The sequence below is a fragment of the Gordonia sp. (in: high G+C Gram-positive bacteria) genome (assembly GCF_047600385.1).
Taxonomy (GTDB): domain Bacteria; phylum Actinomycetota; class Actinomycetes; order Mycobacteriales; family Mycobacteriaceae; genus Gordonia.
This window is the reverse complement of the sequence record NZ_JASGKZ010000001.1, coordinates 2,070,567-2,095,276: the sequence shown is the minus strand read 5'-3', so window position 1 is coordinate 2,095,276 and position 24,710 is coordinate 2,070,567. Positions and strand designations below refer to the sequence as shown.

Annotated in this window: 21 protein-coding genes; 7 read left to right on the top strand and 14 right to left on the bottom strand. The window is 71.5% G+C overall.

The features are described from left to right. Positions 1-9 precede the first annotated feature (9 nt). Entirely contained in the window at positions 10-1,113 is a 1,104-nt protein-coding gene (gene dapE / locus QM809_RS09275) for a succinyl-diaminopimelate desuccinylase (RefSeq protein ID WP_415045496.1), read from the bottom strand. 216 nt (positions 1,114-1,329) lie between these two features. On the opposite strand from dapE, the gene QM809_RS09270 reads away from it, so the two are divergent. Then, a complete protein-coding gene (locus QM809_RS09270) occupies positions 1,330-2,244 on the top strand; it encodes a hypothetical protein (RefSeq protein WP_415045495.1) in 915 nt (304 codons plus the stop codon). A 23-nt stretch (positions 2,245-2,267) separates the two neighbouring features. Next, complete coding sequence (gene dapD / locus QM809_RS09265; RefSeq protein WP_415045494.1) at positions 2,268-3,224, top strand: 2,3,4,5-tetrahydropyridine-2,6-dicarboxylate N-succinyltransferase; 957 nt, start codon at positions 2,268-2,270, stop codon at positions 3,222-3,224. A 457-nt stretch (positions 3,225-3,681) separates the two neighbouring features. Here the strand turns inward: dapD and dapC are convergent, their stop codons facing one another. Next, the gene (gene dapC, locus QM809_RS09260; RefSeq protein ID WP_415045493.1) at positions 3,682-4,845 is read right to left on the bottom strand and encodes a succinyldiaminopimelate transaminase; all 1,164 of its coding nucleotides are present in this window, start codon (positions 4,843-4,845) and stop codon (positions 3,682-3,684) included. A gap of 8 nt (positions 4,846-4,853) precedes the next feature. Continuing rightward, a complete protein-coding gene (gene fdxA / locus QM809_RS09255) occupies positions 4,854-5,180 on the bottom strand; it encodes a ferredoxin (protein ID WP_415045492.1) in 327 nt (108 codons plus the stop codon). Positions 5,181-5,426: 246 nt separating this feature from the next. Here fdxA and QM809_RS09250 point away from each other — a divergent pair, with 246 nt between their 5' ends. Then, positions 5,427-7,148 (top strand): FAD-dependent oxidoreductase, encoded by a 1,722-nt coding sequence (locus tag QM809_RS09250; protein WP_415045491.1) that lies wholly within the window; start codon positions 5,427-5,429, stop codon positions 7,146-7,148. A gap of 315 nt (positions 7,149-7,463) precedes the next feature. Here QM809_RS09250 and QM809_RS09245 read toward each other — a convergent pair whose 3' ends face one another. The 4 genes from QM809_RS09245 to typA all read right to left on the bottom strand — a co-directional run bounded on the left by QM809_RS09245 (position 7,464) and on the right by typA (position 14,964). Further along, entirely contained in the window at positions 7,464-10,022 is a 2,559-nt protein-coding gene (locus QM809_RS09245; RefSeq protein WP_415045490.1) for a bifunctional FO biosynthesis protein CofGH, read from the bottom strand. A 45-nt stretch (positions 10,023-10,067) separates the two neighbouring features. After that, positions 10,068-10,943 carry an N-acetyl-1-D-myo-inositol-2-amino-2-deoxy-alpha-D-glucopyranoside deacetylase gene (gene mshB, locus QM809_RS09240; RefSeq protein WP_415045489.1) on the bottom strand — a complete coding sequence of 292 codons (876 nt, stop codon included), beginning with the start codon at positions 10,941-10,943 and terminating at the stop codon, positions 10,068-10,070. Next, positions 10,940-12,892, bottom strand: a complete 1,953-nt coding sequence (locus QM809_RS09235; RefSeq protein ID WP_415045488.1) for an ABC transporter family substrate-binding protein — start codon at positions 12,890-12,892, stop codon at positions 10,940-10,942. Before QM809_RS09235 ends, mshB begins: the two co-directional genes overlap by 4 nt. Before the next feature lie 164 nt (positions 12,893-13,056). Then, the gene (gene typA, locus QM809_RS09230) at positions 13,057-14,964 is read right to left on the bottom strand and encodes a translational GTPase TypA (RefSeq protein WP_415045487.1); all 1,908 of its coding nucleotides are present in this window, start codon (positions 14,962-14,964) and stop codon (positions 13,057-13,059) included. Between the two features lie 150 nt (positions 14,965-15,114). On the opposite strand from typA, the gene QM809_RS09225 reads away from it, so the two are divergent. After that, positions 15,115-15,315, top strand: a complete 201-nt coding sequence (locus QM809_RS09225; RefSeq protein ID WP_415045486.1) for a hypothetical protein — start codon at positions 15,115-15,117, stop codon at positions 15,313-15,315. A 310-nt stretch (positions 15,316-15,625) separates the two neighbouring features. Here QM809_RS09225 and QM809_RS09220 read toward each other — a convergent pair whose 3' ends face one another. Beyond that, complete coding sequence (locus tag QM809_RS09220) at positions 15,626-16,261, bottom strand: lysophospholipid acyltransferase family protein (protein ID WP_415045485.1); 636 nt, start codon at positions 16,259-16,261, stop codon at positions 15,626-15,628. 72 nt (positions 16,262-16,333) lie between these two features. Between QM809_RS09220 and QM809_RS09215 the strand changes: the two genes are divergently transcribed. Next, positions 16,334-16,906 (top strand): TetR/AcrR family transcriptional regulator, encoded by a 573-nt coding sequence (locus QM809_RS09215; RefSeq protein WP_415045484.1) that lies wholly within the window; start codon positions 16,334-16,336, stop codon positions 16,904-16,906. A 213-nt stretch (positions 16,907-17,119) separates the two neighbouring features. Here the strand turns inward: QM809_RS09215 and QM809_RS09210 are convergent, their stop codons facing one another. The 4 genes from QM809_RS09210 to QM809_RS09195 are packed head-to-tail and all read right to left on the bottom strand — an operon-like array spanning position 17,120 to position 21,346. Then, positions 17,120-17,536, bottom strand: a complete 417-nt coding sequence (locus QM809_RS09210) for a (deoxy)nucleoside triphosphate pyrophosphohydrolase (RefSeq protein WP_415045483.1) — start codon at positions 17,534-17,536, stop codon at positions 17,120-17,122. Next, positions 17,533-18,594 (bottom strand): ABC transporter ATP-binding protein, encoded by a 1,062-nt coding sequence (locus QM809_RS09205; protein WP_415045482.1) that lies wholly within the window; start codon positions 18,592-18,594, stop codon positions 17,533-17,535. Before QM809_RS09205 ends, QM809_RS09210 begins: the two co-directional genes overlap by 4 nt. Continuing rightward, a complete protein-coding gene (locus QM809_RS09200; protein WP_415045481.1) occupies positions 18,594-20,351 on the bottom strand; it encodes an ABC transporter permease in 1,758 nt (585 codons plus the stop codon). Before QM809_RS09200 ends, QM809_RS09205 begins: the two co-directional genes overlap by 1 nt. Continuing rightward, positions 20,315-21,346, bottom strand: coding sequence for a thiamine ABC transporter substrate-binding protein (locus QM809_RS09195; RefSeq protein WP_415045480.1), 1,032 nt, complete (start codon positions 21,344-21,346; stop codon positions 20,315-20,317). The genes QM809_RS09200 and QM809_RS09195 overlap by 37 nt, the downstream gene beginning before the upstream one ends. 196 nt (positions 21,347-21,542) lie before the next feature. On the opposite strand from QM809_RS09195, the gene QM809_RS09190 reads away from it, so the two are divergent. Beyond that, a complete protein-coding gene (locus QM809_RS09190) occupies positions 21,543-22,430 on the top strand; it encodes a hypothetical protein (RefSeq protein WP_415045479.1) in 888 nt (295 codons plus the stop codon). Between the two features lie 293 nt (positions 22,431-22,723). After that, positions 22,724-23,950 carry a hypothetical protein gene (locus QM809_RS09185; protein ID WP_415045478.1) on the top strand — a complete coding sequence of 409 codons (1,227 nt, stop codon included), beginning with the start codon at positions 22,724-22,726 and terminating at the stop codon, positions 23,948-23,950. Positions 23,951-24,045: 95 nt separating this feature from the next. Here the strand turns inward: QM809_RS09185 and QM809_RS09180 are convergent, their stop codons facing one another. Continuing rightward, entirely contained in the window at positions 24,046-24,171 is a 126-nt protein-coding gene (locus QM809_RS09180; protein WP_415045477.1) for a hypothetical protein, read from the bottom strand. 288 nt (positions 24,172-24,459) lie between these two features. Continuing rightward, positions 24,460-24,690: a hypothetical protein gene (locus tag QM809_RS09175; protein WP_415045476.1), complete on the bottom strand. Its 231-nt coding sequence runs from the start codon at positions 24,688-24,690 to the stop codon at positions 24,460-24,462. Positions 24,691-24,710: the final 20 nt, after the last annotated feature.

The window sequence follows — 24,710 nt, the reverse complement described above, 5'->3', positions numbered from 1 at the left end:
CGGCCCGGCTCATGCGGTGAGGTAGGCGCGCAACAGTTCGGTCACCTCGCGGATCTGGGCCACCGGGACCCGTTCGTCGGCACGATGGGCCAGGCTCGGATCGCCGGGGCCCAGGTTCACCGCGGGCACCCCCAGCGACGAGAACCGGGCGACGTCGGTCCAGCCGAACTTGGCCCGGAACCGCCCGTTCGCGGCCTCGACCAATCCCGCGGCCGCGGGATTGCCCAGTCCCGGCAGCGCGCCGGGCGCCGAGTCGGTGACCTCGGCGACCAGCGTCCCGTCGGCCAGGCTCTCGGCGAACACCTCGCGGACGTGCTCGAAGGCCTGCTCCGGCGTCCGGTCCGGGGCGAACCGGAAGTTCACGTCCAGGTACGCCTCGTCGGGGACGACGTTCCCGGCCACCCCGCCCGAGATCGCCACGGCCGACAGCCCCTCGCGGTACTCGCATCCGTCGATGTCGACGCGGCGCGGCGCGTAACGCTGGAGCGCCGTCAGCGCCTGCGCCAGCTTGTGCACGGCGTTCTCGCCCATCCACGACCGCGCCGAATGCGCCCGGACGCCGCTCGCGGTGAGCCGGACCCGCAGCGTGCCCTGACAGCCGGCCTCGATCAGCCCGCCGGTCGGCTCGCCCAGGATCGCGACGTCCCCGGCCAGCCACTCGGGCTTCTCGCGTTCGATGAAACCGAGACCGTTGTGCTGCGCGGCGATCTCCTCGCAGTCGTAGGCGATCAGCGTGAGGTCGTGCGCCGGATCGTCGAGCGTGGCGATCAGGTGCAGGAACACCGCGAGCCCGGACTTCATGTCGACCGTGCCGCACCCGTGGAGCACGTCCCCCTCCTCCGGGGTGTCGGTGCGCCACGAGGGGACGTTGTCGGCGATCGGGACGGTGTCCAGGTGCCCTGCGAGCACCACGCGCGTCGGCCTGCCCCGATGGGTGCGGGCCAGCACGCGGTTGCCGAAACGGGAGATCTCGAAGCCGCGGGTCTGCGCCCGCAGCGCCGCCTCCACCGCGTCGGCGATCAGCGATTCGTCACGACTCACGCTGCGCATGTCCACCAGCGCCGCGGTCAGGTCGACGGGATCGGCACGCAGGTTCAGGTCTGGAACGGTCACTCCTCCACTGTAGTGAGGCCCCGCGCCGGAGCGAGGACTCGGTTCCGCGGCATCGCCGCGCCCGGCGGCGAGGAGTCGTCGAACGGTGCCGAACCCCCGCGCGAATCCGACATATCGGATACGACGGAGATCTCTCCCGCGGGCGGGAAAACCGAATCCATCACACCCCGAGTGTCACAGGTGCGAAAATTGTGACTGCAGGGAATGATGCAACGCATGGCCCACGACGACGACCCCGCTCCCGACCGCGCGAACTCGTCGTACCCGGATCCGGCATCCCGCCCCCTCTCCCTGCCCTCCGCGTTCCATCGGAGCGCCACCGGAGCGATGCGCGCCGCCGACACCGAACGGCTGAACCGGTCCGGCGACACCGCCGAGAGCACGAACGGACAGCGCACCCGGAAGCTGATCATCAGCGCCCTCGTCCTGCTCCTCGCCCTCGTCGCGGTGGTCGGCGTGATCGCCTACACCGCCGGAGGCGCCAACCGGCCGCCGGACTCGGCCGCCGAGCCGCCCCTCGCCACACCCACCAAACCCGCGAACTGCACCGACGGCAACGCCGGGCAGCCGATGTCGAGCAACGGCATCGACGTCGGCACGGCCTCGGTGCCGGGGAACGTGCTCCCCGAAGGGTGGAAGACCAGCACCGAAGCACTCCCGATGGCCTCCCGCGCACAGCTGACGGCCGCCCCCGTGAACCGACGGCGCACCACCCCGATCGTCCAACCCGCGTCGCACAGCACCCCCGCCCCCGGCACCACCCCGCTGTTCGGGCTGGTCACCGTTCCCGGCCAGTCACGCGGTTACCTGCGCGACACCGGCGAGGCCTTCCTGCGCTGCCTGATCTACCTGCCGCGCTACCGCGGGATGTCGCCGCTGCCCCCGGTGATCACCCGCAGCCAGGACGGTGTCAGCGACCACGGCGTCGAATACGTGTACCTCGCGGCCCGCCTCGCCACCGACGCCGACTCCACGAACGCGACCCGCGGCGGCGACGCGGTCTTCCTCGTCGTGCTCGGCACCGGCCCGGTCACCATCGCCGTCGGCATCGCCCCGCTCGGCGACATCCCCCTGCAGAACCGGCTCCACGAGACCCTGACCACCGTGCAGATCCACGACCCGAGGACCTGACCGGAGTCGATAGACTGGCCGGCGTGACTACTCAAGGTGCTGTTGCCATCGGAATCGCCACGCTCACCGACGACGACGTCGTCCTCGACACGTGGTACCCCGCCCCCGAACTGAGCTCTGCCGCCGGCGCCGCCGGCACCACCGTCCTCAGCGACGTCGACACCCCCCGCGAACTGCTCGACCTGGTGGGCGTCGACGGCGCCCGCGGCGTCAAGACCGTCGCCGTCAAGACCGTGATCGCCGACCTGAACGACGCCCCCGCCGACGCCCACGACGTCTACCTGCGCCTGCACCTGCTCTCGCACCGTCTGGTGAAGCCGCACGGCCAGAACCTCGACGGGATCTTCGGCCTGCTCACCAACGTCGTGTGGACCAACTTCGGCCCGTGCGCCGTCGAGGGCTTCGAAGCCACCCGCACCCGGCTGCGCGCCCGCGGCCACGTGACCGTGTACTCGATCGACAAGTTCCCGCGCATGGTCGACTACGTCTCCCCCACCGGCGTCCGCATCGGCGACGCCGACCGCGTCCGCCTCGGCGCCCACCTCGCCTCCGGCACCACCGTGATGCACGAGGGCTTCGTCAACTTCAACGCCGGCACCCTCGGCAACTCCATGGTCGAGGGCCGGATCTCCGCCGGCGTCGTGATCGGCGACGGCTCCGACATCGGCGGCGGCGCCTCCACCATGGGCACCCTGTCCGGCGGCGGCAAGGAGATCATCTCCATCGGCCGCCGCTGCCTCCTCGGCGCCAACGCCGGCTGCGGCATCCCGCTCGGCGACGACTGCATCATCGAAGCCGGGCTCTACATCACCGCGGGTACCAAGGTGACCGGCCCCGACGGCAAGGTCGTGAAGGCCCGCGAGCTCGCCGGCCGGAACAACCTGCTGTTCCGTCGCAACTCCGAGACCGGGACCGTGGAGGTGCGGGCCTCGTCGGGCGACGGGATCGCGCTCAACGAGGCTTTGCACGCCAACGACTGATCTCGTTTTCTGGGCGGCTGGGCCGCCCGGTTCGCTTCTTCGGCAGTCCTCGGCCCGTCTCGAGACTGTGCGCTCGTTCCGAGAATCTGCGGAGGGCTCAGAAGCGAACCGGGCGACCCAGCCTCTCTGGCATTCGAGGTCAGTCGTGGGCGTGGACAGCACTCTTTTCCTGCGCTCAAGGCATGGTCTCGAGACCGCTTCGTGGATCACGACCGTCGAGAGAGTTCCCCTCGTGGATCGAGACGTGCCCCTCGTCGATCGAGCGGAGTCGAGATCCACACACCACCGTCGACCGCCCGTAAACACCGTGCGGGGGCGTGTCGAAGCCGGGGTGCGCTCCGTTCCGCCCGTCGGTGGTCTCGACTCCGCTCGACCAGCGAGGGAACGACTCCACCAGCGAGGGAGCGACTCCACCGACGGGAGGACGACCACCCCGACGAGGGGGCGGCGACGGCGGTTACTCGACCGCGGAGAGGCGGGCGACGGCGGCGTCGATCCGCTCGTCGGTGGCTGTCAGGGCCACGCGCACGTGCTGCTCGCCCTGCGGGCCGTAGAAGTCGCCCGGGGCCACCAGGATGCCGCGCTCGGCGAACCAGTCGAGGGTCTCGCGGCTGTCGACGCCCCGCGTCGACCACAGGTACAGCCCGGCCTCGGAGTGGTCGACGGTGAGACCCGCCCCCTCCAGCGCGGCCTTCAACCTGGTCCGGCGAGCACGATAGCGCTCGCGCTGGGCGTCGACGTGCGCGTCGTCGTTCAGTGCGGCGACCATCGCGCCCTGGATCGGGAACGGCAGGATCATGCCGGAGTGCTTGCGCACCGCGAGCAGTTCGGCGATCAGCGCCCGGTCGCCGGCGAGGAATCCCGCCCGGTACGACGCCAGGTTCGAGACCTTCGACAGCGAGTGCACCGCGATCAGGCCGGTGTGGTCGCCGTCGCACACCCGGGGATCCAGGATCGACGGCGCGTGATCGGGGCGCTCCGCGCTCCCGGTGTCCATCGGCTCCCAGGCCAGACCCAGGTAGCACTCGTCCGAGACCACGACCACGTCGCGCTCGCGAGCCCACGCCACCACCTTGCGCAGGTGGTCCACGGGCAGCACCTTGCCGGTCGGGTTCGACGGCGAGTTCAGGAACAGCAGCGCCGGATTCTCCGGCCCGATCGCCACCGTGGAGTCCGCGCGCAGCACCCGCGCGCCGGCCAGGAGCGCGCCCACCTCGTACGTCGGGTAGGCGACCTCCGGGATCACCACCAGGTCGCCGGACCGGACGCCGAGCTGACTCGGCAGACCCGCGATGGCCTCCTTGGTCCCGATCACCGGGAGGATCGACCCCTCGTCGACCCCCTCGATGCCGAACCGGCGGGTCAGCGCCCCGCACGCCGCCTCCCGCAGCGCGGGCGTGCCCACCGTCGTCGGATAGCCGGGAAAGCTCGACGACGCGGCCAGCGCCTCCCGGATCACCCCGTCCACCGGATCCACCGGCGTGCCGACCGACAGGTCCACGATCCCGTCCGGGTGGGCGTTCGCCCGGGCCTTCGCCTCGGCGATGGTGTCCCAGGGGAAGTCGGGAAGCGTGGCACTGACCGGCCGGAGACGGCCGAACGCGGGGCGGGGAGAAGTCATGGAAGCGATTATTCCTCTTCGCCCATCGGAGGCAGTTCCTTGACGAACGGCGGGTCGTAGTCGGTCCTGCCGACCTTGCTGGCGCCGCCGGGCGAGCCGAGATCGTCGAAGAAGTCGACGTTCGCACTGACGTACGGCTCCCACTCGTCGGGCACGTCGTCCTCGTAGAAGATCGCCTCGACGGGGCAGACCGGCTCGCACGCACCGCAGTCGACGCACTCGTCCGGCTGGATGTACAGACTGCGGCCGCCCTCGTAGATGCAGTCGACCGGACACTCCTCGACGCAGGCCTTGTCCATCACGTCCACGCAGGGCTCGGCGATGATGTAGGTCACGACACCTCTCCTTCACACGTCAGGTCTCCGGGGCGAGGGCTGATCGCACCGGGATGAGTAGCTGACAGACCTGTACAGCCTATCCGTCGGCCGTCGGCGACGACGAACCCGCCGACCCCGGCCGGGACACCGCACCCCTCCGACCGGGGCGGAATTTGACGCACGGTGAAGCAAAACCCTCCTCGGCCGCGAAGACTTGCCCTCCCATATACCCCTGGGGGTATAGTTCCGGGCGAGGAGGCAATCATGCGAATTGTTGTGGTCGGCGGAGTCGCCGGCGGGATGAGCGCGGCGGCGCGGGCGCGACGCCTGGACGAGACCGCGGAGATCATCGTGTTCGAGCGCGGGGATCACCCGTCGTTCGCCAACTGCGGTCTGCCCTACTACGTGAGCGGGGAGATCGCCGATCGGGACGATCTCCTGGTGCAGACCCCCGAGTCGCTGCACGCGGCGCTCGATCTGGACGTGCGCGTGCGGCACGACGTGATCGGCGTGGACCCGAAGGCCAAGACCGTCGAGGTCCGCCACGCGGACGGCGTCGAGACCGTCGCCTACGACGCCCTGGTCCTCTCCCCCGGCGCGAGCGCGATCCGCCCGCCGATCCCCGGCCTGGACTCGCCGCGCGTGCAGACCCTGCGGACCGTCGGCGATGCCGTGGCGCTCGCGGAGACCGTGCGCGCGGGGGCGAGACGCGCCGTGGTCCTCGGCGCGGGTTTCATCGGCCTCGAAGCCGCCGAGGGCCTGCGCATGCGGGGACTGCTGGTCGACGTCGTCGAGCTGGCGCCGCATGTGCTGCCCCCGCTGGAGGACGAGACGGCCTCGCTGATCCGCGACGAGCTGACCCGCCTGGGCATCACGGTGCACGACGGCGTGGCCGCGACCGAGATCGTGCCCGGCGCCGGGAGCGAAGCGAGCGGGCCGAACGAGACCGGCGCCGGGAGCGAAGCGGGCGGGCCGAAGACCGACGCCGACGGAGACGGGGACGTCGTGGTCCTCGGCGACGGCACCCGGATCGACGCCGACGTGATCGTGCTGTCGGCGGGGGTGACCCCCGACACGAAGACGTTCGCCGACGCGGGCGTGGAGGTCGACCGGGGCGCGATCGTCGTCGACGAGCACGGTCGGACCAGTCTGGACTCGATCTGGGCGGTCGGCGATGCCACCGTCGGCATCGATGCGGTGACCGGGCTGCGGCGCCCGGTGCCGCTGGCCGGTCCGGCCAACCGGGCGGGCCGCCTGGTGGCCGATCACCTCGTCCGCCCGGAGACGGCTCGCCCGATCCCGCATCCGGTGGGCACCGCGATCGTCCGCGTGGGCGAGCTGACGGCGGCGCTGACCGGCGCGAATCGCCGCTCGCTGGACGAGGCGGGCATCGAGTACCACACGGTGCACCTGCATCCGGGCAGTCATGCGGGTTACTTCCCGGGGGCGGAACAGATCCACCTGCTGGTGCACCTGCGCGCCGGGGACGGCCTGATCCTGGGTGCGCAGGCGGTGGGCCGCGACGGCGTCGACAAGCGGATCGACGTGCTGGCGACGGCGATCCGCAACCAGATGACCGGCCCGGATCTGATCGATCTGGATCTGGCCTACGCCCCGCCGTTCGGTTCGGCCAAGGACCCGGTGAACCTGGCGGGCATGATCGCCGAGAACGTCCTCGACGGCTCGTTGAAGCTCTGGTACGCCGATCAGCTGGAGGAGGAGGGCTTCTTCCTCCTCGACGTCCGCAGCCGGGAAGAATACGACCGCGACCATCTGGACGGCGCCTACCCGGTGCCGCACACGCAGGTGCGTGAGCGGCTCGAGGAGATCCGTGAGGCGGCGGCGGGCCGGCCGATCCGCGTGCACTGCCAGAGCGGTATGCGCAGCTATCTGGCCTATCGCGTGCTGTCCGCGGCCGGGCTGGACGTCGCGAACCTGTCGGGCGGCCTGCTCACCCTGCGCGCCGCGCTGCCCCGGAAGAACTGATCGGACGACTTCTCGGCGGTCGAGCGCTCCCGCGGTGATCGAGTCCCCCCTCGGCGGTCGAGTACCCCCCCTCGGTGATCGAACGTCGCTTCGGTGATCGAGTACCCCCTCGGTGATCGAGCGGAGTCGAGATCTCAGTGTGGTCTCGACTCCGCTCGACCAGCGAAAAAGGATCGACCAGCGAAAAGGACCGCTCAACTGGCGAAAAGGGCTACCCGACCAGCGAGAAAGACCGCCCGAACAGCGGAAAGGGCTGCCCGATCGGCGAAAAGGACCGCCCGACCGGCGAGGAGTCGGCGCTCACCGACCAGCGAATCAGCCCTCGATGACGAGCAGTTCGGTCCGTGCGGAGACCGGCGCCTCGACGCGGCCGTACTCGGTGGTCCGCTGCCGCGGGGTGCGGCCGATGCCCTCCACGATCTCGTGGAGTTCGGCCACCGTCTTCTCCGAACCGTGCTGGGAGCCGGCCATCCGGGAGATGGTCTCCTCCATCAGGGTGCCGCCGAGGTCGTCGGCGCCGCCGCGGAGCATGGCGCGGGTGCCCTCCACACCGAGTTTCACCCAGCTGGTCTGGATGTGGTCGATCCGGCCGTGCAGCATGATCCGCGCCAGCGCGTGCACCGCGCGGTTGTCGCGCTGCGTCGGGCCGGGCCGGGCGGCGCCGGCCAGGTACAGCGGCGAGGACTGGTGCACGAACGGCAGCGGCACGAACTCGGTGAAACCGCCGGTCCGGTCCTGGATGCCGCGCAGCACGTTCAGGTGCCCCACCCAGTGTTTCGGCGAGTCGACGTGCCCGTACATCATCGTCGACGACGACCGCAGCCCCACCTCGTGCGCGGTGGTGATCACCTCGATCCACGACGCGGTGGGCAGCTTGCCCTTGGTGAGCACCCAGCGGACCTCGTCGTCGAGGATCTCCGCGGCGGTGCCCGGGATGGTGTCCAGTCCGGCCTCGCGCAGGGAGATCAGCCAGTCACGGATCGACCCGCCGGAGCGGGCGGCACCGTTGACCACCTCCATCGGGCTGAACGCGTGGACGTGCATCGACGGCACCCGGCTCTTCACGGCACGCACGATGTCGGCGTAACCGGTGACCGGCAGCTCGGGGTCGATGCCGCCCTGCATGCACACCTCGGTGGCCCCGGCCAGGTGCGCCTCCCAGGCGCGGTCGCCGACCTCGTCGGTGGAGAGGGTGAACGCGTCCTCGTCGCCCTTGCGCTGGGCGAACGCGCAGAACCGGCAGCCGGTGTAGCAGATGTTGGTGAAGTTGATGTTCCGGTTCACCACGTAGGTGACGTCGTCGCCGACCACGTCGGCCCGGATCGCATCCGCCAGGGCGGTGAGTGCTTCGAGGCCGTCGCCGTCGGCGGTGGCCAGGGTCAGGTACTCGTCGTCGGACAGGCCCGCCGGGTCGTTCTCGGCGTGCGCCAGCGCGGCGCGCACCTCCGAGTCGAGGCGGCGCGGCGACGACGCGTCGTTCAACGCGAGCACCTGTTCGCGGATGGTGTCCCAGTCGCCGAAGGCGCTGCCGAGGTCGCTGCGGGTCTCGGTGTTGCGCCCGTCGACGTCGATCCCGGTGTTCAGGTCGATCCGGCCGGACGACGACCACTCCTCGTCCGGCTCCTGCCACGGCAGGCCCTCCGGGGTCACGTCGCGCGCCAGTCCGGTCCGCGGGTCGGCCAGCGCCGCCACGTGCCGGGCGATGCGCGGATCGATCCACGGTGAGCCGGCGAGCACGAACCGCGGCTGCGCGGCGACCCGTTCGGTGAGCGTGTACCCGGTCGAGGCGGTGATCTCGGCCAGCAGGTCCAGGTTCGGCCACGGCCGCTCCGGGTTCACGTGGTCGGGGGTGAGCGGCGAGACGCCGCCCCAGTCGTCGATTCCGGCGGCGATCAGGGCTCGGCACTCGTTCTCCGACACCAGGTTCGGCGGCGCCTGGATGCGCATGCCCGGCCCGAGCAGCAGCCGGGCGACGGCGACGGTGGCCAGGAATTCGCTCATCTCCGCGTCCGGGGCGCCCCGCATGGCGGTGTCCGGTTTGGCGCGGAAGTTCTGCACGATCACCTCTTGGAGGTGTCCGAAGGCCTTGTGGACCTTGCGCAGTTCCAGGATCGAGTCGGCCCGCTCGGCGCGGTTCTCCCCGATCCCCACCAGGATGCCGGTGGTGAACGGCACCGAGAGCCGTCCGGCGTCGACCAGGACCCGTTTGCGGACCTCGGGGTCCTTGTCCGGGCTGCCGTAGTGGCATTCGCCCTTGTCGGTGAACAGCCGCCGGGCCGTGGTCTCGAGCATCATCCCCATCGACGGCGCGACCGGCTTGAGGCGGTTGATCTCCTCCCAGCTCATCACGCCGGGGTTCAGGTGCGGCAGCAGTCCGGTCTCTTCGAGCACCCGGATCGCGGCGGCCCGCACGTAGTCCAGGGTGGAGTCGTAGCCGCGTTCGTCGAGCCACCGTCCGGCCTGCGGCCAGCGGTCCTCGGGGCGGTCGCCGAGCGTGAACAGCGCCTCCTTGCAGCCGAGTTCGGCGCCGCGGCGGGCGATCTCGACCACCTCGTCGAGCTCCAGGAAGGCGCCGTGGCCGTCCCGGGCGAGTTTGCCGGGCACCGTGACGAAGGTGCAGTAGTGGCAGCGGTCGCGGCACAGTCGGGTCAGCGGGATGAAGACCTTGCGGGAGTAGCTGACCTGGCCGGCGCGGCCCTCCGCCGCCAGCCCGGCGTCGCGCACCCGTGCGGCGGCCTCGCACAGCCGCGTCAGGTCGTCGCCGCGGGCGGCCATGAGCACCGCGGCCTCGTCGACGTTGAGGGTGACGCCGTCGCTCGCCCGGCGCAGGGCGCGGCGGATCGCCGCCGGTGTCGGCTGCGCGTGTTCAATCACGTCAGCCACTGTAGGCCTTCGACGGGGCGCGTGCCTCCGCCCGGTTCAGGGCAGGCCGGCGAAGAGGTCGGTCTCGAACTCGGGATCGGCGACGTCGACGCGGACGAAGTACTCGGTCGGCAGGGACGGCTGCACGATCATGTTGCTCAAGGCGAACTCGGTGCGGTCCGGTGCGACGACGATCTGTGTCGCATGCGCGATCAGCGCGTCGATCTTGGCCTCGAAGAACTCGGTGACGTCGACCGCGGCGGTCACCAGCTCGTCGGGGCAGCTCGCCAGCTCGCCCGGCTCGGGGTGCCGCCAACCGTCCGGGATCTCACCGATCGCGAGTTGTCCGACGGCGAGCGCGCTCGCCGGGGTGGCCGTCTCGTACACCTTGATCGGATGTCCGAGGCGTGCGGTGGCGATCGGAAGCGCCCGATGAGAGATCTCGTGGACGCGGATGTGGTCGGGGTGGCCGTAGGTGCCGTCGGCGTCGTAGGTGACGACGACCTGCGGATCGAAGGCCGTGATCTCGTCGACCAGCGCCGCCGTCAGCTCCTCCGCCGACGCCTGGACCAGCGCCCGCGGATTCTCCGCCGACGGCGTGCCCGCCATGCCGGAGTCGCGCCAGCGGCCCGCGCCGCCCAGGAAACGGGGCGTCAGAAGGTCGCGTCCCCGCACGGAGAGCGCCGTCAGGGCCGCGGACAGCTCGGCGATGCGGTAGCCGCCGAGCTGGTCGGCCTCGTCGGCCACCAGGTGCGCCCACCGGTCGCCGATCACCTCGCCCTCCTCACCGAGGGTGAAGGTGAGCACGCGGACGTCGACGCCCTCGGCCAGGTATCGGGCGATCACGCCGCCGGTCTGGATCGACTCGTCGTCGGGGTGGGCGTGCAGGAGCAGCAGGCGGCGGCCCGGCCGCGGTTCGGTGATTCCGTTCATGACTGGTCCCATCGTGCGGCGTCTCCGAAGATCCCGATCTGGATCGGGCCGGCCAGCGGCACCCCGGTCACCTTGTCGGTCACCGCGACGAACACCGTGTCCTGGTAGAGCGGCAGGTACACCGCCTGCGCGGCGAGCAGCGGCTCGACCTCGATCAGGGTCTGCTCGGGGTCTTCCTGCGACATCGCCTGGTCGGCGAGCGCGATCAGCGTCGGATCGCACAGCCCCGAGGTGTTGCCGATGTAGCTGTTGTCCGCGGACGGCTTCTCCGGGCTCGCACTCGGCGTGGTCGGCTGTCCCCTGGTGCCCGTCGGCGTGGGCAGCACGCTGTGGTCCACGTTCGGATCCGCTTCGGGCTCCACGGTGTGCGCACCGGCCTCGGTGCCCTTCGGGGGCGCCTGGCACCCGACCCGGGAGGCCAGCGCGGTGGCCGGATCGACGGCCGCCGAATCCCAGCCGACCACCAGGTCCACCTCCGAACCCGACAACGCCTGGCCGTAGAGCTCGGTGTTGGTCATCCCGCGGACCATGGCTCGCACCCCCTGCCCGCGCAGCTGGTCGGCGATGTTCTCGGCCGCCGACATCGCGCGCTGGTCGGTGTTGGTCGCACCGATCCGCACCACCAGCGGCGCATCGTCCTTGAGCAGCGGCGCCACACCGTAGGGCAGTTCGGGCACCTCTTTCACCTCGACGGTGCTCGGCGCGGGCGGCGGCGTCTCGGACGCCGACGGTTCCTGCGCCGACGGTTCCTGCGACGGCGGCGCCGACGGCTCCTGCGAGGGGGAGGCGGACGGGACGGGCGACGGCACCGGTGACGCCGTGCGCTCCCGCGGAACGCCCCGCGTGTACCCCGCCCCCTCCAGCCACGACTGGATCTGGTTCTGCGACGTCCGCGGCCGGTTCACCGGGAAGAAGGCCTCGTCCGACGGCGTGTACACGGTGTTCGCGAAGCGGTTCACCACGTCGTCGCCCGCGGCCGCCGCCGTGACCACGTCGGTGTTCAGCATCGCCATCAGGGCCTGCCGGACCGGCAGCGGCTTCATCACCTCCGAACGCGTGTTCAGGGTGACGGCGAGCGCCCTGGTCGCCGCGCTCCGGGCGCTGCGGACGCCCGGGATCGCCGACACCTCGGCGGCCGCGGCCTCACCCGCGGTGAGCGCGACCAGGCCGGAGTCGCCGTTGCGAACGGTCTGCGCCATCTGCGGCGCGGTCCCGGCCCGGCGCAGCACCACCTGGTCGAGCAGCGGCGGCGTCCGCCAGTACCGGTCGTTGCGGATCAGCCGCACCTCGTCCCGGGCCCGGTCGATCGAATAGATCGCGAACGGTCCGGCGGTCACCGGCTTGCCCCGATCCATGCCGGTCTGGAAACCGGTGGGGTCCGAGCGCAGTTTGTGACTGGGCAGCAGATTGGTGAACAGCTCGCGCCACGCCGGGTACTCGTTCTCGAAGACGACGGTCACCACCTTGCCGCCGCCGGAGGTCTGCACGTTCTTGATCGCCCGGTAGCCGGCCTGCCCGACCACGTTGGGCTGGCGCGCCATCTGCTGCCAGAGGTAGGTGAAGTCGTCGCCGGTCACCGGGAGGCCGTCGGACCACTGGGCGTCGTTCTCGAGCTTGTAGACCACGGTGAACGGTGCGGTGGAGGTCACCTCGGCGGAGGTGAGGAGCGCGTCGTTCTGCCGCCACTCGTCGCCCTCCGGGGTGCGGACCGGGACGAAGGCGCTGGGCAGCGTCATCGCGGCGATGGCGGTGGTGACCGAGCTCTGGTCGGCGCCCAGGTGCGGGTTGAACCCGGCCCCGATCGAATCGGTGGCCAGGTACACCGTGCGCTCGTCGGGGTACTCGTTGGGCGTGGGGGTCGGCAGCGTCTCCCGCACCGGCGGCGGCGGATCGGCCATGCAGGCCGTCGCCGTCACCGCGAGGGCTCCGGCCCACACGACCGCTGCCATCCGGCGACCGAACCGGTTCCGCACCATCACACTCCTGTTTCCGGGGCAATCCTGTCAACGCGGCCCGGTCTCGCCTCCGCTCGACCGGCGGACCGTGCTCGATGGACGGCCGAGACCCGACCGACCCCGAATCGGGTGCGCCGGGTCTCGACCGTCGATCGTGCTCAGGCGTTCGCGTCGCGGGCCTTCGCGCGCGAACGCTCGCGGGCGCGCGTCGTGCTGTCCAGATTGACCTTACGCACACGGCAGACCTCGGGAGTCACCTCGACGCACTCGTCGGCGGCGCAGAACTCCATCGCGCCTTCCAGATCGAGCTGCATCGGCTTGGCGAGGGTCTCCATGACGTCGGCCGACGACTGCCGCATGTTGGTGAGCTTCTTCTCGCGGGTGACGTTGATGTCCAGGTCCTCCGCGCGCGGGTTGATGCCCACCACGTGGCCCTCGTAGGTGTCGTCGCCCGGATCGACGAAGAAGGTGCCGCGGTCGGCCAGCTGGATCATCGCGAACGGGGTCACGCTGCCCTGGCGGTCGGAGACCAGCGAACCGGTGTGGCGGGCGCGGATCTCACCGGCCCACGGCGCGTACTCGGCGAACACCGCGTTGGCGATGCCGGTGCCGCGGGTCTCGGTCATGAAGTCGGTGCGGAAACCGATCAGACCGCGCGAGGGCACGGTGAACTCCATGCGGACCCAGCCGGTGCCGTGGTTGTTCATCTGGTCCATGCGGCCCTTGCGGGCGGCCAGCAGCTGGGTGACGGCACCCAGGTACTCCTCGGGGACGTCGACGGTGAGGTGCTCGAAGGGCTCGTGCACCTTGCCGTCGACCTTGCGGGTCACCACCTGCGGCTTGCCGACGGTCAGCTCGAAGCCCTCGCGGCGCATCTGCTCGACGAGGATGGCCAGCGCCAGCTCGCCGCGGCCCTGCACCTCCCAGGCGTCCGGGCGGCCGATGTCCTGGACGCGCAGCGAGACGTTGCCGATCAGCTCCGACTCCAGGCGGTCCTTGACCATGCGGGCGGTCAGCTTGTGGCCCTTCACCTTGCCGGCCAGCGGCGAGGTGTTGGTGCCGATGGTGACCGAGATGGCCGGCTCGTCGACGGTGATGCGCGGCAGCGGGACCGGGTTCTCGGCGGCGGCGAGGGTGTCACCGATCATGATCTCCGGCATGCCCGCGACGGCCACGATGTCGCCGGCGACGGCGGACTCGGCGGGCGCGCGGTCGACGCCGATGGTGGCCAGGAGCTCGGTGATCTTGGCCTTCTCGACGACGGGCTCGCCGTCCACCTCGCGGCACCAGCTGACGGTCTGGCCCTTGCTCAGGGTGCCGTTGTGGATGCGGACCAGGCCGAGGCGGCCCAGGAACGGCGAGGCGTCGAGGTTGGTGACGTGGGCCTGCAGGGGGGCCTCGGTGTCGCCCTTCGGCGCGGGGATGTTGTCGATGAGGACGTCGAACAGCGGGTCGAGGTTCTCGCCCGGGGGGACCTCGCCGTTGGCCGGCATCTCGGTGCTGGCGATGCCGGCGCGGCCCGAGGCGAACAGCACCGGGAGCTCCAGGGCCAGTTCGGCGGCTTCGGCGGCCTCGTCGTCGAGGTCGGAGGCCAGATCGAGCAGCAGGTCCTGCGACTCGGTGACGATCTCCTCGATGCGGGCGTCGGGACGGTCGGTCTTGTTGACCACCAGGATCACCGGCAGCGACGCGGCGAGCGCCTTGCGCAGCACGAAGCGGGTCTGCGGCAGCGGACCCTCGGAGGAGTCGACGAGGAGCACGACGCCGTCGACCATCGACAGGCCGCGCTCCACCTCGCCGCCGAAGTCGGCGTGGCCGGGGGTGTCGATCACGTTGATCACGTATTCGGTGCCGTCGGGCTGACGGCGGTGCACGGCGGTGTTCTTGGCGAGAATGGTGATGCCCTTCTCGCGCTCGAGGTCGCCGGAGTCCATCACGCGGTCGACGAGCTCGGCGCGCTCGCCGAACACACCGGACTGGCGCAGCATCGCGTCGACCAGCGTGGTCTTACCGTGGTCGACGTGCGCCACGATCGCGACGTTGCGGAAGTTGGTGACAGGGCTCACTGAGGTCTCTCTCGTTCTCTCTCGGATCCGCCTGCGCACGGTCCGAGGCGGACCGGGGGCGAAAATGAACCTCATAAGGGTAGCGGCAACCACGGGCATCGCGCGATCACCGGTCATTCGGCCAGGTCGGACGGGCGTACCCTGGAGGGTATGGGCGAGAAGAAACCGGACCCGGCGAAGGTCGCACACCTGAAGCCGAAGAGGAAGTGCTGCAAGAAGCGCGTCCGGTGCCTCAAGTGCCCCGTCGTGGTGCACAAGATGAAGCGACTCGACCTCGATTCGATGTCGAAGAAGGACGCCCGCAAGGCCCTGGAGAACGCCCGCGTCAATCCCGGCCGACGGGGGCGATGACCAGCCGTTACCGCCTCCACCTCCGACTCCCGCTGCCGTATCCGGCACCGCCCGGACGGTGCCGTGCGGTCCGACGCTCCGGTACCGCGTCCCGGTTCCGATCCGCCCCTCGCGGGCCCGGGCGGCGTTCGACGTCGAGCTCGCCGCGGACCGTCGTGCCGGGGCGTCGCCGTCCGCGGGGCGGCCGTGGGACGACGCCGTGCCGGGGTACGACGAATCTCACAGCCCGCGGCGCCCCGCCCGGCGCACGGAGCCCCGTCGACCCGGCTCGCCGCTGCGCCCCTCCTCGACGCGGTGATCGGCGGAGGTCTCAGGCGTACCGGTCCACATAGCGCTGCCCGGAGAGGACCGTGATCCGATCGAGCAGCAGGTCGGTGGCGGCGCGCACCCCGACCTCGTCGACGTCGACGTCGAGCGGCCGCCCGATCACCACCTCCACCCGGCCGGGCCGCAGGAGGCGTGATCCCGGTGGATTCACCGCGGCCGTACCGCGGATCCCGACGGGGATCACCGGCGCCCCGGTCCGCTGTGCGACGCGCATCGTCCCGGTCCTCCCCCGGTGCGCGGAGCCGTCCCGGGAACGGGTCCCCTCCGGGTGGACCGCCCAGACCCCGCCGACCTCGAGCAGGCGGCACGCGGTGTCCAGCGCGGCGCCCGCGGCGTCGGAGTCGGTCCGGTCGATCGGGATCTGTCCGGCCGCGGTGAAGAACCATCGCTGCAGTAGGCCCACCGGTCCCGGTCGTTCGAAGTACTCGCTCTTGGCCACGAATCCGAGGCGGCGCGGCAGCACCAGGCACAGGATCAGCGAGTCGATCATCGCCAGGTGATTGGCCGCGACGATCACCGGCCCGGACCCCGGGACGTGTTCGAGGCCCACCGTGCGCGGCCGGACGAACACCCGGAGCAGCGGTCCGACCAGCACGTACTTGAAGATCCGGTACCACATCGCGCATTCCTTCCACACCGTCCGGCAACGTAGTAGACATTGTCTACTCGATTCATGTTAGACACTGTCTACATGGCTGCCGCAACCGATTCCGTCGACACCCGAGAACGCCTGATCCGAGCCGGGGTCGAGTTGATCGACGAAGACTCCGGAGATCTGGGACTGCGGGCGATCGCCCGGCGGGCCGGCGTCTCCCACGGCGCGCCGCGCCGCTACTTCCCCACCCACCGCAGCCTGCTGGCGGCGATCGCCGCATTGGGGCTGTCCGACCTGGCCGTCGCCGTCCGGCGGCCGCTCCACGATCGAGGGCTCCCCGCCGGCGATCGGCTCGTCGAGGCCTCCGTCGTCTACGTCGACTTCGCGTCGCGACGGCGGGCGATGTTCGCGCTGATGTTCCGGCACGACCTGCTCGACGGCGCCGGAGCGAACCTGCGCGCCACCACGCTGCCCCTCCTGTCCGACCTGCACGAGGTGGTCGCCGAGTTCCGCCAAGAGCCTTCCCGACCTGCGACGATCTCCCTGTGGACGGCGGTCCACGGGATCGCCGTGCTGTCCGGGAACCGGGCGCTGGAACTGCTCGGCGACGACGCTCCCGCACCGCGAGACCTCGTCGTCGCCGCGGTCGACGCCGCACTGCGCCGCTGACCCGTCCGCGCGCGGATCCCCTTCGACTCGACTCGTCGCTGCGCTCCTCCCCGGCTCAGGGATCGGAACGGACGGCCCCCACCGATCCCCGAGTCCCCGGCTCGGGGATCGGAAGAGGCGACCCCACCGCTCCCCGAGCCGTCCCTTCCGATCCCTGAGCGGGGCGACGAAGGAGCCCTGGTCGAAGGGTCTCGCGTCTCGAAGGGTCTCGCGTCACCGGCTCTCGTCGAGGTGCGCGAGGAGTTCGGGGAGCCACGCGGTGTCGGCCGGAACCAGCGTCCCGTGCGCGGCTCGCACCCGGAGGGCGTCGGCGTCGACCCAGGCGAGCGCCTGATGTTCGACGGCGCGCGGCTCCCCCTCCGTCGGCGCCGCCCACAGGGCCACCATCGTGAGATCGGCGCGGAGAGCCACCCGCTCGGTCAGCCGCTCCCCCACCGTCACGACCACGTCGAGCTCCTCCTGCAACTCGCGGACCAGCGCGTCGGCCGGGGACTCGCCGTCGTCGACCTTCCCGCCGGGCAGCTCCCACAGGCCCGCCACCTCCGGCGGACGTCTCCGCTGCGCCAGCAGCAGTTCCCGTCGGCCGTCCGGCGCGGACCGGACGACGGCCCCGGCCACCACGAACCTCATCGCGCCCCCGCTCCGACCACCGCGACGTGCGCCGGGTTCAGGCTCAGGGACACCGCATCGCCCGCCGACAGCGGCGTCGCCGACATCGCATCGACCTCGCCCGCCGCCGCGGTCGCGACCCGCAGCCGGGTGCCCGCGGGCAACACCGCCGCGTGGGTGACGACCCCGTCGGCCCCGCCTCGACTCGCGGGCGCCGCCGACAGCGACTCCGGTCGCAGCGCCAGGCGGCACGGCCCCCGCGGCGGCAGACCGTCCACCGCGTCGGCGGGCACGGCGCCGAACGGCGTGCGCAGGACCGGACGCCCGCTCGCGGCGGTATCGACCTCGGCGTCGATGATCAGCGTGGCCCCAAGGAAGGCGGCCACCCAGTCGTCGGCGGGTCGACGCCACAGTTCGCCGGGCGGCGCGGTCTGGACCAGCGCACCCCGGCGCATCACCGACACCTCGTCGCCGAGCACGGCGGCCTCGGCACGGTCGTGCGTCACGACGACGGTCGGCGTCGCCGCGGCCCGCACGATGTCGCCGATCGCGAAGGCCAGCTCCTCCCGCAACCGGGCGTCGAGCGCGGCGAGCGGTTCGTCGAGCAGCAGCAGTCGCGGCCGCGGCGCCAACGCCCGGGCCAGCGCGACCCGCTGCGCCTGCCCGCCGGAGAGCGCGCCGACCCGGCGATCCCCGGCACCCGGCAGTTGCACCAGGTCCAGCATCTCCTCGACCCGCGCGGCGATCTCCGCGCGCGGCCGTCTGCGCAGCCGCAGGCCGTAGGCGATGTTCTGGGCGACCGTCTTCCCGGAGAACAACTGCCCGTCCTGGAAGACGAACCCGAAGTCGCGCCGGTGCACCGGGGTCCGGGAGAGGTCCTCGCCGTCCCACCGGATGCTTCCGGCGGTCAGCGGCTCCAGGCCGGCGATCGCCCGCAGCAGCGTCGACTTGCCGCAGCCCGACGGGCCCAGCAGCACGCTCACCGGGCTGTCGGCCACGCCGACCGCCCAGTCGAGGCCGTCGATCACCGTCGTCGTTCCGTAGCCGACGGTGACGCCGGTCAGTTCCAGTACAGCCATCAACCACTCCTCCGGTCAGTCCGTCGACGGAGTGATCTCGACTCCGCTCGATCAGCGAGGACACGCCCACTCCGGGCATCGAGGTCGGGTCCGGGCCCCGCACGGTCGGCGGAGTCGGACTCCGGTCGATCGTCGCGGCGGCGGCCGGGCTCGGCGAGCTCCACCAGGAAGATCACCACGGCGCTCACCAGCACCAGCAGCACGGAGGCCGCCATCGCCGCGGCGAGGTTGTCGGCGCCCGGCCGGCCCATCAGCGAACCGATCAGCACCGGCAGCGTGGTGGTGTTCGGCTGCGCCAGGAAGGTGGTGGCGCCGAACTCGCCGATCGCCATCACGAACGCGAATCCGGCCGCGGCGCACAGCGACCGGGCGATCATCGGCAGGTCGACGGTCCAGAAGACGCGCAGCGGGCCCGCGCCGAGCACCGCGGCCGCGTCCCGGCGGCGGGCCGGGACCTCGGCGAGCGCGGGCACGATCATCCCGATCACCACCGGGATCGCGATCAGCGCCTGCACCGACGGGATGAGCAGCGGCGACGTGCCGACCTCGCGCGGCAACCAGGTCATCAGCACCACGTAGCCGAAGCCGAGGGTCACCGCGCTGATCCCCAGCGGCAGCACCGCCAGCGCGGCACCGACCCGGGACACCAGGTCGCGACGGCGCATCGTCGCCGTCGCCGCGAGCAGACCCACCGCCACCGCGATCACCATGGCCGCCAGCGCACCGGTCACCGAGTAGCGCAGCGAGGCGACCACGTCGACGCCGGCGTCCGCTCCGGAGAACAGCAGGCGGTAGCCGTCGAACGACCAGCGTCCGGCCGGCCGCAGCGAACGCAGCACCAGCGAACCGATCGGCACCACCAGCCACCACACCGCCCAGCCGACGACGCCCACCACCGGGATCCACTCCGCGCCGCGGGGGCGACGCCGCCGACCGCCGCGATCACCGACCGCCGGGGGCGTGCCCCGCCCCAGGAGCCGGGCCAGGATCAGCGCCGCGACCACCAGCAGCACCTGCAGGAACGAGAGCGCGACGGCCTCGGGGATCCGGAAGTAGCCGACGCCCTGCTGATAGATCTCCGTCTCCAGCGTGCGCACCCGGCCGTCGCCGAGGATCACGATCACCCCGAAACTGGTGGAACAGAACAGGAAGACCAGCGCCGCGGCGGCGGCCGCCGCGGGCAGCAGCCGGGGCAGGACGACGTCGGCGAAGGCCCGGCCCGGCGAGGCGCCGAGCGTCCGGGCGGCGGCCACCGCGCTCGGATCGATCTGCTGCCAGACCGCCGAGACCACCCGCACCACCACGGCGACGTTGAGGAAGACGTGCGCCATGAGCACCGCGCCGAGTCCGGACTCCAGGCCCAGACCGTCGTACAGCCCGGAGCCGAGCGCCCGGAACGCCACGCCGACGACGACGGTGGGCAGCACGAACGGCAGGGTCACGATCACCCGCAGCACCCGCATGCCGGGGACGTCGACGGTCGACACCAGCCACACGATCGGTGCCGCGACCAGCACCGCGAGGACCGCCGAGGCCGCAGCCTGCCCGACGGTGATCCCGAGCAGCTCCAGCGCCCCGGTGCGGCGCCACGCCTCCAGCGGTGCGACGGCGTCGGCGTCGGCGTACGCCCGGACCACCAGGGCCGCGAGCGGTGCGACGAACAGCGCCCCGGTGAAGAGCAGCGGGATCAGCGCGGGCAGCGCCCCCGCGCGGCGCGGGATCACCGACGCACGGTGTCGCGCCATTCCTTCAGCCATGCCTCACGATTCTCGTTGATGTACTTCGGCGACATGGTGACCCGGTACTCGGGCGCGGGGGCCCGGCGCTTCCAGTCCTGCGGCAGCGGGGTGCCCTCCTGCACCGGGTAGACGAACATCGACGTCGGCAGCGCCCGCTGGACCGCCGGGCCGAGCATCCAGTCGATCACCTTCTTCGCCCCCGCCGTGTTCGACGCCCCGCGCAGGATCCCGATGTACTCGATCTGGGCGAAGCAGCCGGAGAGAAGCGCGCTGGTGCCCGGCGTCGCCGCGGGCGAGCTGGCGTAGGAGACGACGATCGGCTTGGATCCGTGGCCCTCCCCCGCGCTGAACAGCTGGTTGTAGCCGACTTCCCAGCCGGAGACCACCTGGGCGCCGTTGTCGATCAGCGCCCGCCAGTAGTCGGGGGCCTTGTCCTTGTAGGTGCCGATGGTGGCGAGCAGGAAGCTCATGCCGGGCGACGACGTCGCCGGGTCGAGCAGCACCGCCTGATTCCGGTAGCGCGGGTCGCGCAGGTCGTCCAGGCCGGTGGGTTCCGGGATGTTCTCGCGGTCGTACCAGGCTCCGTCGACGTTGATGCAGACGTCGCCGCGGTCGACGGCGGTGAGCTCGTTCTTCGATTCGGGCACCGCGAAGCGCGCGGCGCCCTCGGCGGCCAGCGGCGACAGGTACGGCTCGAGGGCCCCGGCCTCGATCGGGCGGGCCGCGAAGGTGTTGTCGATCCCGAAGACGGCGTCGCCCTTCGGCTTGCCCGCGCTGAGCGAGACCACCGACGAGAGCTGTCCCGCATCACCGGACTTGACGAAGCTCACAGTGATCCCGGTCTCGGCCCGGAAATCGTCGATCAGGTTCTGGGGCAACGTGAACGAGTCGTGCGTGAGGACCGTGACGGTCTTCTCCGGCGAGGTCTCGCCTGCGCATGCGGCGAGTGTCGCGGCGACGGCACCCGCGGTGAGCAGCGCAAGCGCCCGACGGCGGAAAGCGGTGAGGAACACGTGGACACTCCCAGAGAGGATCGGATCAATCGGGAGAAATCTAACCCACGTGCGAAGAACCGCGTGGAACGCTTCGGTTCCCGGTGAACCGTTCGGGTCTCCGGGAACGGCGATCGCCTCTCCCGGCTCGGTTCTTTCATGAGAATCGGGTTAGACTGCCCCGCAGACGACTGTCCTCGACCGTTAGGAATCTGCTGTGCGAATTGCACGCACCCAGCGCACGCGCGCCGCCGTCGCCGCTGTCTCGCTCGCCGCCGCACTCGCGGTCGCAGCACCGGCCGCACCGATGGCGCACGCCGAGCCGGCCGCCCCGGCGGCTCAGCAGGCCCCGGGCTTCCCGCTGCCCGAGCAGCGCCGCGAGGTGGACAAGCGCGTCCTCGAGTCGCTCGGCGCCTTCGCCCCCGCCCTGATCGGTTCGGTCGCCACCCGCGACGACGAGGGCAACATGAACGCCAAGCTCCTCTCGGACGCCCGCGAGATGGCCAACAAGGCGGCGCTGCCGAAGGAGGTCTCCGACACCTGGCGGCAGCTGATCGACTTCATCGCGGCACCGAACGCCGCGGCCGCCGCCGAGGTCCAGGTGGCCTACGCCCCCAAGAACGACGCGGCCAAGAAGACCAAGAAGAAGGCCTACGAGATCCCCCGGGGCCCGAAGGCTCCGAAGATCCAGCAGTTCCTGTACCCGACCGCGGGCTTCGGCTGCACCAAGGGCGGCCTCTTCCACGTCGGCATGGCACTGACCACCGCGGGCCCGCAGGACGCTCCGGCGCCCGGCCCGAAGCGCGGTGAAGCCGGCTTCGTGTTCACCTCGCTGGGCACCGGCGCCGCGCTGAACAACCGGGCCGCGCCGCTGGTGGCCTCGTGGATCAACATCGACAACGGCCGCCAGGGCACCACCACGCTCAAGCGCAACGACAAGATCAACGTGACCGCGGAGGGCCCGGGCACCTTCACCGGTATCGCCAAGACCGGCAAGGGCCGGATCCTGGTGACCATCCACGGAACCGTCACCACCGCGAACAAGACCGGCAAGGGCGCCACCAGCTGCGGAATCGCTCCGACGATCGGTACCGCGATCATCTGATCGACGCACTTCACGAACTCGGCCACGAGGGCCCCGCACCACTCGGTGCGGGGCCCTCGTGCATCTCCGGTGCCGCGAACTCCGGTACGACGCACACCGGCGCACCCTCTTAGCACAAGGCCGTGGGCGCAGGACGGAAGTCACGAGTCCGACTCGACGACTTGCACAAATGCCCCAACGATGTTGTCCTTTAACTTGGACACCTTTCGTCACACGAGTAACAGCCGTCGCGGCCGGAACACTGTGTCGGAAACGTCCCCACCGCAGTACCGCTCTCGTTCAGGAGGTCGCCCGTGACCGCTCGCTCTCGATTCGCCACCCGCACCGGTCTGGTCGCCCTCGCGGTCGCCGTCGCCGTGTCTCTGACCGGTCCCGTGCCCGCGCACGCCGAGCCGGTGACCCCGACCGTCCCCGACCTGAGCAAGCTCTCCCTCGGCATCATCCCGGTCGAGTCCGACCTGACCGAGGCCCTGCGCACCCTGCAGTCGGGCCGCGGCGACGAGGCGGCCAGGCAGGCCCTCGAAGCGATCCTCGGCGCCGAGGGTCGTCCCGACCTGAGCACGCTCGGCGGCCTCTTCGGCTCGTCGACCCCGGAGAAGAGCGATCCGACGACGCCCAGCTCACCCACGACGCCCAGTTCGCCGACGACGTCCAGTTCGCCGAACAAGCGCTCGGCGCCGACCACGTCCTCGACGCCGAGCGAATCCGCCGAGCCGAGCGAGTCGGCCGAACCCTCGGCGTCGACCGAACCGGCCGCCCCCGTCACCGCTGCGCCGTCCACCTCCGCTCCGGCCACCTCGACGCCCGCCACCTCCGCGCCGGCCACGTCCGCTCCCGCCACGTCCACCTCCGCACCGGCCGTGAGCGACGCCCCCGCGACGACCCCGACCCCCGTCCGCGCGGTCCCGACGCCGACGCCCGCCGCGGCCACCCCCGTCGCCGAGCCCGACCCCGCCCAGACGGCCCTGCAGAGATTCCAGGAACTCACCGGCGCCACCGTCCTCACCCCGGCGTTCTCCCCGTTCTGCGCCACGCCGTCGAACAACAATCCGCTGGGCCTGGTCGCCGCACCGGCGTTCGGGTTCCCCGGACCGTTCCCCGCGCTCGGCCCGAACGGCCAGACCGCGCCCGCGGCCCTGAAGTCGTTCCTGAACGCCATCGGCATCACGCTTCTCGACGACATGCTCGACAGCGATCAGGTGACCGACGCCGCCACCGTGCTGCGCGCCGACCAGACCGCCTTCGCGCTGGTGCCGCCGGCCACCCACAAGAACGACAAGTTCCAGGTGGCCTGGTTCAACGTCGCCACCATGCGCGGCGGGCTCGTCGACCTGACCACGCTGGACAAGACGAATTCGCCGATCCTGCGCGCGCTGGGCAAGAGCGTGCCGCTGCGGCTGGCGCGCGTCGACACCGCGCAGGGCTCGATCCTCACCGCGGTCTTCGGCACCACGGAGAACCAGGGCCGCACCTGCTACTTCCTGCCCGCCGTCGGCGTCGTCGAGAACCCGGGCCGGTAGCGCGAACCGGCCCCCGGGTCGGTCCCCGCCCGTCGAGTCGATCCACCCTCAAGCGAACAGAGAACACCGATGATGAACCGGCATCCTCGACTCCGTCAGTCCCTCGCCGTGGTCGCCGCCGCGGCCGCCCTGGTCGCGGGCGGGGTCACCGCCGCGGCGGCCGTCGCCGATCCCACCGACTCCCCCACGGTCGGCACCGCCCCCGGCCAGACCCCCGGCACCGTCTACACCAACCGGGTGCTCTCCGGCGACCAGCTGCCGCCGGGCGCCGCGGCCGGTCAGCGGTACAGCTACTGGACCACCGGTGTCGACGACGCCCTCCACCTGGCGATCGCGACCCTCGTCCAGCCGCCCGGCAAGGCACCGGCCCGCGGCTGGCCCGTGGTGGTCAACGCTCCGGCGGGCTACGGCGTCGCCGAACCCTGCAACGCCTCGGTGAACAGCGATGCGGCGGGCACCGACACGATCACCGCGCTGCTGCGCCGCGGCTTCGCCGTGATCACGCCCGACTACGGCGCCATCGGCGTGCCCACCGGGCCGCAGTACATCGACCACGGGACCACCGCGGGCAACATGTTCGACGCGGTGCTGGCCGGCGTCGTCGTCGACGATTCGCTCTCGTCGCGCTGGGCGATCCTGGGCGACGCCCAGGGGGCGGGCGCCGCGATCCGGCTGGCCCGCGAGGCCACCCGGCGCAAGGAGAAGAACATCGACTTCCGCGGCGCCGTGGCCACCAGCATCCCGGCCGGACGGGATGCCC